The following is a 16,150-nucleotide window of genomic DNA, read 5'->3' as shown; positions in this document are numbered from 1 at the left end:
TCCCTAAATAAAAAACCTAAAAGCTATACTTCATAGCCAAAATCAAATTTCTCCCTGCTGCAGCAATACCTGAAGAATAAGTGCGGTAACGCTGGTCTGTAATATTTTCCAAAGAGACTGTTGCGAGCCAGGCTTCGCTTATCTCATACTGCCCGCTTAGATTAAGCGTATACCAGGAAGGCGAATATGGATTCCCATTTTGGTCTGAAGCGTACAAATAGGCTTTCCCTTTCTCTGAAGGAGCAAGGTCCTGGTAATCCAATTGCCCGTTGTATTCGGCAAAAAGATCGAATTTCAGACGTTTTTTATGCCAGGTGAGATGAGTATTTCCAAAAAGCGGTGCGGCGTGGCGTAAAGCTACCTTCGTTCCATCCTCCTGTTCCTCTTCTCCTTTGGTTAAATTGATCTGGGAGCTTAGCCTGAGGGCCACAGAGATATTATAAGCCACTCCGGCTTCAAAACCGTAGACATAGGCTTTAGATGCATTTTGAATAGCCTGTACCCGGCTGGGCTCGCCCTGGTATTCGATCTCCGTTTCACCGTCTAGCTGATAATCTCTTCTCACCATCGCATCTTTAAGGCGGGTGTAATAGGTGGCAAAAGAAAATTGCAGGTTTCTTGAAGGTGTCCAATCCAGGCCAAGTTCTCCATTATATGCATATTCCGGTTTGAGATCGGGGTTGGGGACCACCACTGCACCGGGTTCAGAATCGAAGATCTTGCCTACATCATCAATATTTGGCGCCCTGAAGGCTGAAGAGAGATTGACCTTCCATCTGAAAAAACGATTTTGCTTCCAGTTGATGCCGGCACTACCGGTTAAAGCACCGGTATTTATGTTTGCTTCAGAAAATGGAAAATCGAAGAAACGCTCATCAAATTCGGCATCAACCAGAATATGATTATATCGCGCCCCCGACTGAAATGACAATTTCGAATTAATCTTCCACTGATAAGAAAGATAGACGGCAAGCGACTGCCAGGTGGAACCATCGGGATAACGGGAGGCCTCTGCCTGACTATCTTCAGAAATAATATTGAATTGACTGGCGCTTGAAGTTACCAGGTTATGAACATACTCAGTTCCATAAAATAATCGGCTTTCTTCAAAATCCTTTTCAAAATCGAGATTCATGGAAGAGGCATCGACATTTTCGGTGGAATTAAAGCGGATGTCTTCATTAAAACCCCTGTTGTTCCGGCTTTCTTCAAAAAACTGATAGGCCGCCGTTAATTGCGCTTTATCGTAAATAACCCCATTCCCCTCTTTGTTAATTTTAAAATTTCCCATAAACCAGGTTTGCGGCCCGTAATACCACTCTGCCAACCGAAATTCTCCATCTCTTTTCTGAATTAACCTGTCATATCGCGGAAAATCGGAGGTGGTAGAATAGATCAAACCCAGGTTGAAATCCCAGTCGTTGCCGGGCATATATTTTATCTTCTGAAGCAGGTTGATCTGGTTATAGCCTGTAAATTTTTGAAGCTTTTCATTAGAATTATTTACCACAACGTCCTGACCTCCCTGTCGAATCACATATTCCGGTCGAAGATATTCTTCAGGGCCATCTGATCCCATTCTCAAATCTTCAAAATCTGAATAGGTGACACCGGTTAGGAAAGCCCAATTCTCGCGTCCAATATTAAAATCGACGTGTAAGGTTTTTTCATTATTGGCAGAGGCATACCGGGAATATGCATTCCCTGAGAACCCGGTTTTTCCTGCCGAAAATTTAGGCTTAAGGGTATAAAAATTCATTACTCCTCCTACGGCATCACTCCCATATACCACCGATCCCGGCCCGATTAGCACTTCAGTATTTTCAACGGCCAGGGGATCTACCGAAACTACGTTTTGCAGGTTTCCGCTTCTAAAAATAGCAGTATTCATACGCACGCCATCCACAGTGATAAGCAATCGATTAGCCGAGAATCCCCTAATCATCGGGCTTCCCCCACCCATCTGACTTTTCTGAACAAAGACCTGTCCGCTGCTCTCCAGAAGATCTGCAGCGGTTTGAGGCGAAAATAGCTGAACATCTGCAGGGCTAAGGCTAACAATTTTTTGAGTGGTTTCTTCCTTAGACATTCTGAATCTCCCTGCCGAAAGCACTACTTGTTCCAGTTGATTCTCGTGCTGCTCCAGATAAACCTTATTGTTATTAGCAACAATTGCAGCTTTTGAGAGCACTGCATCTATATGCCCCATATGTTTAAAATGGATCATCTCGGAATCTTCAAACCTGGAAATATTGGCCTTTCCGTCAAGGTCGGTAATGGTAGATCTGGATTTATCAGGATTAAAGACGGCTACTCCCGGAATAGGCTCATTGCTGGTTTGTTCCAGCACCTGTATCTCCTGGGCATTAGATAGACTGTGTATACAAAATAGAAGAATCGCTCCCGCAATTGATGCTCGCATTTAATTGAATATTTCATTGAAAACCGAAAGCGACCTGGGTTTTTTAAAACCTTCAATATGCAATTCGTAATATAATAGCAGCATATTCAGGAAATTTCTTCGGCTTGATTGGTTAAGTTTAATTCGGCTTAACTCATCAAAATTTATGCCCAAAAACCTGCTTAAAACCTCCACATTCTCCCCTTCTATGCAATAGTCATTAGTTTTAAATTGCTGAAAATTGCCTTCCAGTAAATTAAAGCAAGCCAGATCTTTTTGGGATGCATCAGGAGAAAATCCGAGATACCCGGATAATTTCAGCAGAAATAATAAGTGAAAATTTCCCACCTGCTCTGTTCGGTCCAGCATCATAAAACTATTATCGAGAAAATTAAATAGTGGCTGGTTGGCTTCTTCCTCCTGGATGGAATTCCGGAGCACTTCAGCAAGAAACATTATAAGCGCCGATTTCACCACATCGGTATGCAGACTTTTATAGTGATTGGCCAGCCTTGCATCGGTGAGATATTCCATCGTTCCCTTGCCACGGTGCTTAGCCACAATTTCCAGCTGGGTTAAAGGCTGAAAAAGCGAAGCCTTGAATTTGCCTTTTCTGGACTTTAAAACCCCTTTGAGCATATAGGTTTTAAGGCCATCGCTAAAGGTGTAGGCCTTAACGATCAAATCGGCCTCGGCATACTTCAGGGAACTAATTACAATAGCTTTGGTGGTGACCAACATCTAATAAAATTTATCCGAAGATATAAAAAAAGCCGCTCCGGGAAGGGAGCGGCATTTAGTATTAAAATTATATTTTATTAAACCACGCCCTGGGCAAGCATAGCATCGGCAACTTTTACAAAGCCGGCAATGTTTGCTCCTTTCACATAGTCTATATATCCATCTTCTTGCTTTCCAAATTCTACACAACGATCGTGAATTTCGTTCATAATAGCGAGAAGCTTGGCATCTACCTCTTCAGAAGTCCAGTTATATCTCATAGAGTTCTGAGACATTTCCAAACCTGAAGTGGCTACTCCACCGGCATTAGAAGCTTTACCCGGAGAGTAAAGGATTCTGGCATTCTGGAAATGTTCAACGGCTTCAGGAGTACAAGGCATATTCGCGCCTTCTCCCACACACATACAACCGTTATCCACAAGCATTTTAGCATCGTCTTCGTGAAGCTCATTTTGAGTAGCACATGGCAGCGCAACATCACATTTTACTTCCCAAGGAGTTTTGCCTTCAAAATATTTAGCTGAAGCATATTCATCAACATATTCGCTAATGCGACCACGCTTCACATTTTTAAGATTCATAATAAACTGAAGCTTCTCCTCTGTGATTCCATCTTTTTCATAAATATACCCACCGGAATCTGACATAGTAAGCACTTTCCCGCCAAGCTGAAGTACTTTTTCAGCCGCATACTGGGCAACATTACCCGATCCAGAAATAATCACTGATTTTCCTTCCAGGCTATCACCTTTGGTTTTAAGCATATTCTGTGCAAAGTATACGTTTCCGTAACCGGTTGCCTCAGGACGAATAAGTGATCCTCCATAAGAAAGACCTTTCCCGGTTAGGATACCGGTAAATTCATTCTGAAGTCTTTTGTACTGCCCAAAGAGGAAACCTACCTCTCTTGCTCCTACTCCAATATCCCCTGCAGGCACATCGGTATCTGCACCAATGTGACGGCTTAATTCGGACATGAAGCTCTGGCAAAAATGCATTACCTCATTATCAGATTTACCTTTTGGATCGAAGTCTGAACCTCCTTTACCGCCACCCATAGGCAGTGTGGTTAGACTGTTTTTGAACACCTGCTCGAAAGCAAGGAATTTAAGAATACTAAGGTTTACAGAAGGGTGAAAACGCAAGCCTCCTTTGTATGGCCCAATGGCAGAGTTCATCTGGATTCTGATACCACGGTTTACCTGGATATCTCCTTTATCATCTAGCCAAGGTACTCTGAACATAATCACACGTTCGGGTTCTACCATACGCTCCAGAAGCATTTTGTTCTGGTATTTCTTATTTTTTTCTATAAAAGGGAGAACGGTTTCGGCAACTTCGCGAACTGCTTGCATGAACTCAGGTTCGTTTTGATTTCGTTTTGAAACTTTATCAAGGAAATCTTTTACATTTTGTTCCATAATTATATTGGTGCTAATAGATTTTACAATAAAATAGGGTTACCCCCTTGCAAATATATGGGTTATTCAAAAAACAAGGAGTATTTTTTACCATTTCATATAATATTAACGTATGATTCCTAAAGATTATGAGCCTCGTCATATCAAAAAAAAATTGTTAACGTAGTTTTTATATATTTGCTATTACTTCAATCCCGGGGTGCATGTACTACATCAAGATAATCTTAGTCTTTTTCTTCCTTTTGGTACTGCAAAACGGCCGGGTGCATGCGCAATTTGGCATCTCTCATGAAATAGGGGTTTTTGGCGGCCCTGCAAACTTTTTAACCGATTATGGAGAAAGATGGAATTTACAGGCGAATGTTGCCAATGCCGGGCTTGGACTAGGTCTGCTGCATTTTATGAACCTTGCTTATTGCAACGAATGTAATTACCAAAGAACCGATTCCTGGTTAGCGAGTCATCTGCGACTGCGAAACGAACTCACCTGGCTGCGATCTAATCTTGAACATTATGGCCCTGTAGCTTCAAAAGATAATATAGGTGGGCAGCTTCTTCGTGCTATGCATGGAAAGACCAATGTGCTGGAAGTAGGTTCGCTTTTGGAGTATCATCCTTTGAGAATTAGAGATTTCACCAATTTTGGCTACTGGTTTTCCCCCTATATTGGGTTGGGAGCTCACTTTGTTTCCTATAAGCCCGATGCGTATTCTGATTTAGGTTCCCTGGAAAATCCCAAAAACGTATTCCCTGCCTTTGTTGGAGGCATCAACCTGGAACGCGGAACTACTTATTCTATAGTTGGAGTTATGGGAGCAAGATACCGGCTGGGATGGCGTCACGACCTTATGTTTGAAGGCCGATGGCATTATTATGGCAATGACTGGGTAGACGGCCTAAACCATGATGTTGCCGCCAACAAATTTAATGATGTGGTTTTCTGGATTGGCGTTGGTTATGTTTACTATATTAACTTTTAATCGGTTATTTCTTCTGAAGTAATAATCTTTCCGCCTTTTTCGAGAATATCCTCTTTAGCCTTTTTAAAATCATCAGCATCCAGTGCCCTGGTGGCATCTTCAATCAGCACAGCTTTAAAACCTTCCTTCAAAGCATCTATTACCGAAAAATACACGCAATATTCCGCAGCGAGACCGCAAAAGTAGAGTTCTTCAACACCTTTTTCACGAAGGTACCCGGCCAGGCCGGTAGACTTTAAATGAGCATTATCATAGAAGCCGCTGTAGCTGTCAATTTCGGGATCGGTACCTTTTCTAAAGATCGCTTCTATTCTGGCGGTTTTTAAATACCGGTGGAATTTTGCTCCTTCTGTATTTTGCACACAGTGCACAGGCCAGAGGATCTGGTCTGTTCCGTTAAGATCTATGCTTTCAAACTCCCCCTTTCCAGGATGGCTTTCGGCAAAACTCGAATGAGCTTTCGGGTGCCAATCCTGAGTAGCGATTACCAAATCAAATTTCTCCTGAAGTCTATTGATTAATGATACGATCTCATCTCCGCCGGGCACGGCGAGAGCACCGCCAGGAATAAAATCATTCTGCATATCTATGATTACTAGGATTTTCATTGCGCTTATTTTTTAAATGAAGAGATAAGCCGGTCCCGTTCTTCTTTGAGGTTTTGGCTAATCCCGATCTTGTAAATATGTGGGTTATTAAATCGCTTGTATTCCGTTGGTAATTCTGCAAGTCTTTTTTTACTATACCTGGCTATTTCAGTAAGACTTCTAAAGTCAATCTTTATTTCCCCGTCCTTCATGACCGGTTGCAGTAATTTTTCCAGCTTCAACCCGGTTAGTTCCATAGATTTAAAAGGTTCAAAGGGATGGAACATGCGCTCAGGCTTCTCCTCTTCAGCGAGCGTGACCACATCGGCTCCTAACGCTTCACCATTATCATTCTTTACCCTGTAAACCTGTTTTTTATGCGGAAGTGTGATCTTTATGATACTTTCTGAAATTTTTATCCGGGGTTTTTCCGCAGAAAAAGTTAGCTTATAGACCCCATCCAAAGCACCATCGGGACTTCCAATAACAAGGTTGGTCCCTACGCCGAAAATATCAATAGGTGCTTCCTGTTCCAGCAAACTCTTTATCACAAACTCATCAAGTTGATTGGATGCGGCGATCTTCACATAATCAAGTCCGGCATCATCAAGCAGCTTCCTGCTCTGTTTGGCAAGGTAGGCAAGGTCTCCGCTATCCAACCTGATGGCGAGTAGCTTTTGCCCCCGCTTTTCCATTTCTCTTGCAACCTTTATCGCGTTTGGAACTCCACTTTTTAGAGTATCGTAAGTATCTACCAGCAACACACAGTTTCTCGGTCTGCCTTCAGCAAAATCCCTGAAAGCTGAGAGTTCATCGTCGTAGCTCTGAATAAAGGAATGTGCCATGGTTCCCGAAACAGGAATATCAAAATCCCGCCCGGCGAGTACGTTGCTTGTACCATTAAATCCTCCAACAACGGCTGCTCTGCTGGCATAATAGCCCCCGGGACCCTGAGCCCTGCGAAGTCCGAAATCGAGCAGCATTCGTTCTCCGGCGACAAGGCGAATTCGGTTGGCTTTGGTGGCAATAAGAGTTTGGAAATTCAAGAAATTAAGTAACAAGGTTTCTATGATCTGGGCTTCAACGATGCTGGCTTCCACCTGCAAAACAGGTCGGGTGGGGAAAACCACATCCCCTTCCTGAACGGAATAAATATTCCCGTTGAACTTAAATCCTTTGAGATAACCGAGAAATTCCTCATCGAAATCCTGGGTTTTGAGGTAAGCGATATCCTCTTCAGAAAATTTAAGCTCATCAATTATTTTTAAGACATCCTGTAGCCCTGCGAAAATCGCATACCCGCCTTTAAAAGGATTTTTTCGGAAAAAATAATCGAAGACGGCGATATCGTTCTTATGACCCTGGTGAAAATATACCTGGGCCATAGAGAGCTGGTACAGGTCGGTATAGGTTGCTGTAAAATCGAGCATGGAAAAGCTTATTTTTTTTCGCTTAGATCCCTGAAAACCGACTCATAGATTTTCAGGTCGCCTTCGCTGTGAAGCACAAATTTAAGTTTTTGAAGATGGTTTAGCTGAGGAACCTCCGCTAAAATTGTATTAAAAGTAATTTCGGTGGCCTCTTTAATAGGATACCCAAAAGCACCGGTAGATAGGGCGGGAAAGGCGATACTGCTGATTTTATGTTCTTCGGCTAGTTTCAGGGCATTCCGGTAACAGTTTGCCAGGAGTTTATCTTCCGGTTTGTCCCGTCCATAGACAGGTCCCAGGCAATGGATCACATATTGATTAGGCAATTTATAGGCTTTAGTGACCACAGCCTCTCCGGGCTTAATGGGGGCCAGAGGTTTACACTCCTCGTAAAGCTGAGGTCCTGCGGTACGATGTATTGCACCGGCCACTCCGCCGCCAATAGCAAGTTCGGCGTTCGCAGCATTTACCACAGCATCAATCCCTTCCTGAGCGGCAATATCTTCTCTTGAGATTTCGATCTCCACCTGTTTGTACATTGTTTTCATAGTTGAAAATTTAAACAGAAGTTACGAAATCTTTGTCATGTCAAGAAAAGTTTATTCGCTGGAAAATCTTCTCAGCCCTTATTTAATTTTAAAGCCTTTAAACGCTCTATGTCCTTAAAATATAGGCGAAAAATCCTTTAGCCTTCACCGAAGCTTGCTAACCAGGCATTAAAAAAATGAAGTTCTTACTCCTAATGAACGTGTTAGTGAATTTAATGATCATCGTTTTAAACTTTAAGTCCCCATCTTAACTTCTATTAATTATAATTTCTTTACATGTTTGGTAATGCAGGGACAGGTTTAAAATTCAAACAATATTCTTATCAGAGGGAGATCTTTCAAAAAGAATATATTTTTGAATACCTTTAATTAAACTTTAAACGTCAAATCTCCATCCCCTCGCTCAACTACGGGAAATCCCAAATAAATTACCAGTACTGTAAATTAAAAACATCCATCAAATGTCCAAAAAACCTAAAATTAGAATTGCATTAATCGGATTAGGGAGAATTGCTCAGAAAGCTTATTTACCAATTTTAGCTAATCATCCTAAAGTCGATCCTATACTTTGTACAAGAAACACCTATACTTTAAAAACCCTTTCGAATCAATTTAGAATAAATAATCCCTGCTCTACCATAGATGACCTTATACTCTCAAAACCAGATGCAGCAATGGTTCATAGCTCAACAGAAAGTCATGCACTTATTCTTTCGAAATTGTTAAATGCAAAAATTCCCGTTTTTGTGGATAAACCTTTGAGCTATTCTTTAGATGAATCTGAAAAGATATTGGATCTAGCCGCTAAATATAGATTACCTCTTTATCTAGGATTTAACAGGAGGTTTGCCCCGCTAATTAAATCAATCTCCAAAGTACCGGATCCTATTCAGATATCGTGGGATAAGAATCGCGTTAACTTAGCAGGCAATCCGCGAATTTTTATTTTTGACGATTTTATTCATGTAATCGATAGCCTTCGATTTTTAGGAAAAGGGGCTGTGCAGAATTTAAATGTTATTTCCAGAGTTAAGGATGAAAAGCTGGAAAACTTACAAGTCCAGTGGCAACAAGGGGAAACCCTACTGCTGGGAGGGATGAATAGAGTTAGTGGTATTACAGAAGAAAGGATCAATTTATTTTCAGAAGGGAATAAATGGATGATTAACAATTTAAATTCTGGATATCATTTTACTAAAGAAGAAGAAAATCCATTGAAATTTGATAATTGGGAATCTACTTTATACAAACGCGGTTTCGTAAACATGATTGAAGATTGGATAAATGTTTTGGAGGAAAGAAGGTATGATCCTGAAGCAATGGAAGATATTTGGGCTACTCATCAGTTATGTGAAACTATCTTAAACAAAGTTTCCCAAAGTTAATTTTAGAGTGCAGCTTAAGAAATCCGTGGCACCATATATACCATATTCATAATAGTATTCAGGTATAAAAAAGAGGCTGTCTAAAAAGTAATTTTTGGGGAATACAATCCCCAAAAATTACTTTTTGAAGGATGGATTTACTCTTTAAAACCTATATACTATACATCATTCTAAAATTATAAAAACAAAAAAGCCCGACATCTCTGTCAGGCTTTTTGCTTGCAATACTAAATAACCTCAATTTTTTAATATAAATAATGAATTGGGAAACCTCAAAGTAGAAACATGCTAGTGAACAATCTTAAAGATTTATTCCTCTTTATCAAATCCTGTCGCCTTTTTGAGTTTCTTAAACAGACTATTGTTTTTTTCCCCTTTGGTCTCTGATGGGTTACCTAGTAGAAAGCCAAATGGTTTTGTGGATTCAAATTCATCAAGAACATTTTTCAGAATAGCCAAGTAAGGAATGAACAGAATAATCCCTGCGATTCCCCAGATACTTTCTCCAATAAAAATGGCTATGATAACGGCAAAAGGATTTAGGCTCACCCTGTTGCTCATAATATTGGGGGTGATAAAATTGCCTTCCAAAAATTGCACAAAACCAAACACTCCAATTACCCCAAGTGGATACAGAAATGAATCCATAGCGATTAAGGCATAGAGCATAGGCAGAATACCGCCTATGGTTACCCCTATATAGGGAATTACTGCTAGCAGGCCGGAAAGCGCTCCCCATAAAATTGCATAATCAATCCCTAAAATCCAAAGGCCAAGGCCGTTTAAGGTGCCCACCGTAAGCATCATTAACAATAATCCACTTATATAACCCGTAACGGCTTTTTTTGTTTCTAGAAGAAGATTGGAAAGTTTATCGTGCAAGGATTCAGGAAAGACCTTATAAAGGAATTCCAAGAAAAAATTCCGGTAATAAATAAAGAAAAAGACAGACAGAAGCAGAATCACTCCAAAAGTAAATATACTTGCCGTCGCAGATAAGGTGTCTGTAAAAAAATCGGAGCCCTGTTCGACGATACCCCCTATGGAGTCCCTGATGTAATCAAATTGCAATTGGGGCTCCACATTAAGCTTTTCCTCGAAATAAGATTGGAGATCCTTACCAACTTTCAGCAGCTTTTCTCCTATTTGCGGAATATCCTGCGCCAGGTTACGTATCAGCATTCCAATGGCAAAACTCACCACAGTCAAAATAATTATTACGAATAGGATCGAGAGAATTACCGCCAGTATACGTGCTATTCCCAGGTTTTCAAAAAATCGGCTTACGGGCAACAGAAGAATTGCTATGAGGAAGCCCAATGCCAAAGGCACGAGAATAAAATTTGCAACAACAAGAGCATAAAAAATAATGATAATGGCCAGGGCAAAAAAGACAAATCTTATATACAGTGGGATTCGCATACCTTATGAAGATTTTTAATGGTTAGTTGGCAGTTATAATCTTATAAACTACAAATTACGAATTTGAAGTATATAATATACCTGTTCGCCATAGGTAACTAACAAGAGCGATTAATCTTTATGTCACAAAATATGTGAATAAGAATAACGCTAAATTTAAATGACAGGCTTGTAACTATTCCAGGCAGGTTTCAGAGTTCTACTCAGGTGTTTTATGCCATTACAGAGTTTATGGGAAATTTTACACGCCTAAATGCGGTTATAAAAGATTTTGGAGCTAAAGATCATATAGACCAATCTTTTCTGCAAATAAAATGATTGATTTGATTTGAATAGAACTGCTTAATAGCTTTATGAAAGATTATATCCGTGAATTTTCGAGCTTCCGAATTATCGTGGAATTCCATTCTTACAACTAAGTCGGAAGTTGAGCCAATATAGAATTGTCAAGTTTTTCAGAATATATACATCCTCCTGAAATTATAAAAACAAAAAAAGCCCGACATCTCTGTCAGGCTTTTTGCTCCCCCTCAAGGACTCGAACCTTGGACCCTCTGATTAACAGCCTCAAAAATGGTGTTTTCATATAATTACATTTAGCTTCTTATAGATTGATTTTCAATAATTTATGAAAATTTATTTGTCATTTAGTTTTACAAATTTTACATTTAATAGCCCATATGTTGTACCTATGTTGTACCCAATTTAAACCGAATGATAACTATTAGAATTGTACAGAGAACAAAAGCATTATCGGATGGATTATATCCAATCTTTTTACGTGTTACCAAAAATCGACGATCCAAATATTATAAAACACCATTTAGTTCAGAAATTTCCGAATGGTCAGCCTCAACAGGAACGTTTAATAAGAAGAAGGAAAATTACTTTCAGTATAATCGATTACTTATAAAAATTAAGGATCGGGCATATCAGGTAGCGTCGGAAATTGATATACAAAATCCTGACTATACCCTTGAGGATTTTGATAAACTTTATAGAATTACCTTCAACCCAGTTAAAAATGATGTCTTTGCCTTTTTTGATGAAATAGTTGACGAGATGACCTTTGCTGGTCGCATTGGAAATGCGAAGTCTTATAAAGATACCAAAACCTCAGTACAGATTTTCCATAAGGGCAAAAAACTTAGTTTTAGGGAGATAAACTCTACCTTTTTAAGTAAATATGATTCTTTCCTTAGATCACGAGGTGGTACCGATGGGGGTGTCGGGGTAAAGATGAGAGCCATAAGGGCATTATTCAACAAAGCCATAGAGCGTGGCCTTATTAAGGAAAGTTTATATCCCTTCAAAAGCTATAAAATTTCAGGCTTAAGAGGTAAAGGGTTTAAACGCGCATTAGATTTCGAAGAAATAATGCGCATTATTAATGTAGATTTGAGTAACCATCCACATTTAATTGATACTAGAAACTACTTTGTTTTTAGTTTCTATACCCGAGGAATGAACTTTGCCGACATGATGTGCCTAGAGTGGAAAGATATAGAGGCAAATGTTATCTATTATACCCGAGCAAAAACCAAAGGAAACTTTTCCATTGCCATCATGCCTCCTGTGAGAGACATTTTGAACTACTATCGAATTAATGGGTATGGCAATAAATATGTATTTCCATTACTGTTTCGTGAAAACTACAATCCAACGCAGCTTGCAGATCGAAAACATAAAATGTTGGGCATTTACAATAAAAAGCTAAAGGAATTGGCTGACATTTGCGAGATTACTAAAAATGTCAGCAGTTATGTAGCCCGGCATAGTTTTGCAAATTGTCTCAAACAAAAAGGCATTGCTACTGATGTGATTAGCGAATCGCTAGGACATCAAAACCTGACTGTTACCCAATCATATTTGAAAGAACTGGATACCCAGATTGTGGATAAAGCGCTTGAAGTATTGTTATAATCGCACTTTTTTTAAAAGCTTATAACTAAGAATCTAACTGAGGCTTATTTGAAAGACCTGAAAAAACTGGATAGTTCTATTTAGAAGTGAGTACCTCGGAGTTGTTATTTCCGCTCTTCCTCAATCACTTTTACCACGACTATGAGCCCTTACTTAATTCTTTTAGAGAGAAAACCTGAGTCCTTTAGAAAAGCTGAAACCCCTTAATATTGCTAGGATTATTGAAATTTATTTTAATTCCATTTGCTATAATGAGACCTTATTGAGCCGTTTCAAAAATCGTTATGAGCCCATAGTGAGCCCTTTAAAAACATATATAGTACCCACTCCTGTTGTTCCTACTTTTTTCTTGAACGGAGAAGTATTACCAAGGAAAGCAGAAATTTCAAGTTGGGGCTTCCTGTCTTATTGTTAATAAGGTTGCTTATTTGTTGACAAGTGTTGCTTAACCCCTGAAAACCCTTTAAAACAAGAGATAATTATTCTGGAAAGAGTGTTGTTTACCAGTCCATCAATGTTTCTTAAATGTATATAAAGCCTCCGCATCTCTTTGCTTTTCGCTTTTTCGCTCCAAAATCTCTTCTTCAATAAATTGATTTAAATTTCGTGCTATAGTATTTTTATGTGTACCACAATGATTTGCTAATACTTCTTTTGTTGCCGATTGCCCAATGAAAAGATAGTCCAATATTTTTTTCTGAGTCTCACTATATCCTTTCCAGTTTTTTTCTATTGCTTTAATTACACTGTCATGAATGGTTTTGGAATGTTCACTAATTTTATTTCTTAAGGTGAGATAAACATTTCCATTTTCCTCTTTATATTCTGGTCTAGAAAGCATTGATTTTTCCATCGACTCGTAAATACGAGAAACTCCTTCATTTAATTGTCTTACATAACCCATATCTTCCAGAACCCTGGCAATTCTCGGATTCCTGGCAAAACGTTCGGATTTAATGTTTTGAATAGTCACTTGTGCAGGCAATGGGCCACTATTGGAAATTTCTAGCCTGTCATCAAAGTGCTTTATATAAATTGAACTTCCTTGGACATTATAAGAACGGTGACATAGAGCATTTACAATACCTTCAAGCCAAGCTTCTTCTGGATATTCAGGAACCTTCTTGAATTTTCCTTCATCGATATCCAAAAAATGATAATCTCGAAAAGAAGCTCTGAGAAAAGCTTTAAGATCATTTATCAAGGTTGGAATATTATTTTCAAAACGTTCATCTTTTACTACATTATGCTCAACACCAGACAAAGCTTCGGTTCCTTCATAACGTATATACCTGACAGATGCTGAAGGAATATATTTTTCCGGATCTTTCGAAAATAATAGTACGGAAGCATTCTTTATAACATAGTTACCATCTTTTTTGATGGCTAAGTACCTCTTGGTAAGCAAATCCAAAGAATCTCCTTTATAATTCAGCTTTTGTTTGTACTCTTCCAACAAGCCTTCGTCTAAATCTTCAAAATCAAAATCATTGACCAATTCCTCCTCAAACCTCCTAATGGTTTTGTCGTACTCCAATTTTCTAACACCTTCCCTATCCAGCTTTCGGTTTGTATCCAAAACCCGTATAAAAACATTTTCATTATCCTTTCTTGAAAATATTCTCTCCAACTCTTGCTCCACGTGAAAAAGAAAAATCAAATTTCCCCTAACCAGCACTTCTTCCAGCTTAACATTACTTGCAGGGTGTATAAAGTCAAAACATAAAGATCTGTATTTATTCAATTCTTGTTCGTCAAGAGAACCTAAATCCTGAATGACTCCACTATCTGAAACGCCAAATGCCAAGACACCTCCATCGGCATTTAACATCCCTATTAATTCCTCTGCGATTTTTCCTGGTTTGATTTCCTTTTCTCCTAATCCCTTTCTTTCGAAATATTGATTCTCCTTCTTAGTTCTAAGATAATCTTCGGTTATTAAGGTATTAATGTCGGAAATATTTTGGTTACTCATTGTTTCTTAAAGGTATCAAGATGTTGTTTAAAAAGCGATTTCAGTCTCTTAACAATTCAAAACCTAACAATATCAGGGGTTTATTGGACTATTATTAATGTTTCTTGTCTTTTGATTAAGTTGCTTATTCAAATGTAGTTAATACAAATTAGTATAAATAATTTCCTGTTTTTTTAGTGCAAGAGTAAGTAAATTTCCTGTTATTTTTAATTTCCAGTAAATTTCAGTTTTCAGAGCTTTTCACTGAGGGTTTCCCGACTAACACCAAGATAAGAGACTATTATTTTTTTGGGTATCCTGTTTAAAAGGGCAGGATAAAATTCTTCGAATTGGCGGTAGCGATCTTCAGAATTTTGACTCGTCAAGGATAATATTCCCTTTTGCAGGGCGATATAGCCAGAAGTGGTTTTCTTCATAAAAAAATACTCCATTTTTTACATTTAGAACAAAGTATTTACCTATTTCCTATAGTAATCGCTAGAGCGGTCGTATCTTCTATACAGTCGATATTCAAAGCGGATGGCGAACGATTATGATAACCTGAGGATCTGAAATCCACCAGTCCTCCATAGCGAATTGAAGGATATTTTTCTTTACTGTCTTCATCAATGAAGTAGGATTTTAGAAGACCTGAAGTTACAAAATGGTCTAACGGAGCAGTTGCTCCTGCCTGAACTACATATTGGTTTTTCCTATAATTTTTAGCTTCAAAATAATCTAACACAAATTGAAATTCCTCATCGGTCAACTTTTACAATAGCCTCGATTTGTTTTCTTAATAACTGTTCAGTCACCATAGTATTTTATTGATTATCATGTAGTTGAAACTAAGTATTTTCTCTACTCCTGATTTTAGCCCCAGGAAACATACTTTTTTATAAAGTTAATGAGAAAAACGTTTAATTGTCTAGATTCATCTTATTAGCGAAGATTGATTTTACAAAGTTCCCATTAATAATAGCCTGCTCTTTAATTTGATACGCTTATTGAAATACTTTAAGAGTTCTGCATCAGCCCCAAATCTACCATAACTTACCTGCGCTGGATCCTATGCTGTTTTTATAGTGTACGGGAAGTTAAGCGTAAAGTAAAAACAGCATAGGGCGCAACCTACTTCTGTTTTTACATTTCCAGTAAATTTCAACCTGTTTTCAGGGCTTTCCGGCCCGTTTACTGGTATTCTCCCCTCATTTCACCACTTATTTTAAAAAAATGTCCTAATTTTTTACTAATTTTTTGACACAAAATTCAACGGGTTTACTGGGGTTTTCAGGCCATTTGCCGCAAATTTCAGGGATTTTGCGACAAAGTCATTTGTCATTACAAATCCTGGTTTT

The 16,150-nt window shown here is 38.7% G+C and carries 13 protein-coding genes; 3 read left to right on the top strand and 10 right to left on the bottom strand.

The annotated features are described in order from the left end of the window. Window positions 1-16 precede the first annotated feature (16 nt). From BM266_RS15330 to gdhA, 3 genes are all read right to left on the bottom strand, one after another. The gene (locus tag BM266_RS15330; RefSeq protein WP_093411260.1) at window positions 17-2,422 is read right to left on the bottom strand and encodes a TonB-dependent receptor; all 2,406 of its coding nucleotides are present in this window, start codon (window positions 2,420-2,422) and stop codon (window positions 17-19) included. Then, complete coding sequence (recO, locus tag BM266_RS15325) at window positions 2,423-3,142, bottom strand: DNA repair protein RecO (RefSeq protein ID WP_093411258.1); 720 nt, start codon at window positions 3,140-3,142, stop codon at window positions 2,423-2,425. A gap of 77 nt (window positions 3,143-3,219) precedes the next feature. Further along, a complete protein-coding gene (gene gdhA, locus BM266_RS15320; RefSeq protein ID WP_093411256.1) occupies window positions 3,220-4,563 on the bottom strand; it encodes an NADP-specific glutamate dehydrogenase in 1,344 nt (447 codons plus the stop codon). Between the two features lie 203 nt (window positions 4,564-4,766). Between gdhA and BM266_RS15315 the strand changes: the two genes are divergently transcribed. Further along, window positions 4,767-5,543: a THC0290_0291 family protein gene (locus tag BM266_RS15315; RefSeq protein WP_093411254.1), complete on the top strand. Its 777-nt coding sequence runs from the start codon at window positions 4,767-4,769 to the stop codon at window positions 5,541-5,543. Here BM266_RS15315 and pncA read toward each other — a convergent pair. From pncA to BM266_RS15300, 3 genes are read right to left on the bottom strand one after another with little or no spacing between them, the layout of a single operon-like run. After that, the gene (gene pncA / locus BM266_RS15310; RefSeq protein ID WP_093411252.1) at window positions 5,540-6,151 is read right to left on the bottom strand and encodes a bifunctional nicotinamidase/pyrazinamidase; all 612 of its coding nucleotides are present in this window, start codon (window positions 6,149-6,151) and stop codon (window positions 5,540-5,542) included. The genes BM266_RS15315 and pncA overlap by 4 nt on opposite strands. Before the next feature lie 5 nt (window positions 6,152-6,156). Continuing rightward, complete coding sequence (locus BM266_RS15305) at window positions 6,157-7,560, bottom strand: nicotinate phosphoribosyltransferase (protein ID WP_093411250.1); 1,404 nt, start codon at window positions 7,558-7,560, stop codon at window positions 6,157-6,159. A gap of 8 nt (window positions 7,561-7,568) precedes the next feature. After that, on the bottom strand, window positions 7,569-8,108 hold the full coding sequence (locus BM266_RS15300; RefSeq protein WP_093411248.1) for a macro domain-containing protein: 540 nt from the start codon (window positions 8,106-8,108) through the stop codon (window positions 7,569-7,571). A 461-nt stretch (window positions 8,109-8,569) separates the two neighbouring features. Here BM266_RS15300 and BM266_RS15295 point away from each other — a divergent pair, with 461 nt between their 5' ends. Continuing rightward, entirely contained in the window at window positions 8,570-9,493 is a 924-nt protein-coding gene (locus BM266_RS15295; RefSeq protein ID WP_093411246.1) for a Gfo/Idh/MocA family protein, read from the top strand. Window positions 9,494-9,802: 309 nt separating this feature from the next. Here the strand turns inward: BM266_RS15295 and BM266_RS15290 are convergent, their stop codons facing one another. Further along, window positions 9,803-10,915, bottom strand: a complete 1,113-nt coding sequence (locus tag BM266_RS15290; RefSeq protein ID WP_093411244.1) for an AI-2E family transporter — start codon at window positions 10,913-10,915, stop codon at window positions 9,803-9,805. 714 nt (window positions 10,916-11,629) lie between these two features. Here BM266_RS15290 and BM266_RS15285 point away from each other — a divergent pair. Beyond that, window positions 11,630-12,838, top strand: a complete 1,209-nt coding sequence (locus tag BM266_RS15285) for a site-specific integrase (RefSeq protein WP_093411242.1) — start codon at window positions 11,630-11,632, stop codon at window positions 12,836-12,838. Window positions 12,839-13,349: 511 nt separating this feature from the next. Here the strand turns inward: BM266_RS15285 and BM266_RS15280 are convergent. The 3 genes from BM266_RS15280 to BM266_RS17425 all read right to left on the bottom strand — a co-directional run bounded on the left by BM266_RS15280 (window position 13,350) and on the right by BM266_RS17425 (window position 15,561). Continuing rightward, entirely contained in the window at window positions 13,350-14,813 is a 1,464-nt protein-coding gene (locus BM266_RS15280; protein ID WP_093411240.1) for an ATP-binding protein, read from the bottom strand. 230 nt (window positions 14,814-15,043) lie between these two features. Then, window positions 15,044-15,244: a cyclic nucleotide-binding domain-containing protein gene (locus BM266_RS17430; protein ID WP_245760469.1), complete on the bottom strand. Its 201-nt coding sequence runs from the start codon at window positions 15,242-15,244 to the stop codon at window positions 15,044-15,046. A gap of 23 nt (window positions 15,245-15,267) precedes the next feature. Continuing rightward, window positions 15,268-15,561 (bottom strand): cyclic nucleotide-binding domain-containing protein, encoded by a 294-nt coding sequence (locus BM266_RS17425; protein WP_245760468.1) that lies wholly within the window; start codon window positions 15,559-15,561, stop codon window positions 15,268-15,270. Between the last annotated feature and the right edge of the window lie 589 nt (window positions 15,562-16,150).

The organism is Salegentibacter flavus (genome assembly GCF_900115145.1).
In the GTDB taxonomy this organism is placed as follows: Bacteria; Bacteroidota; Bacteroidia; order Flavobacteriales; family Flavobacteriaceae; genus Salegentibacter; species Salegentibacter flavus.
This window is presented reverse-complemented; position numbering and strand designations above follow the sequence as displayed.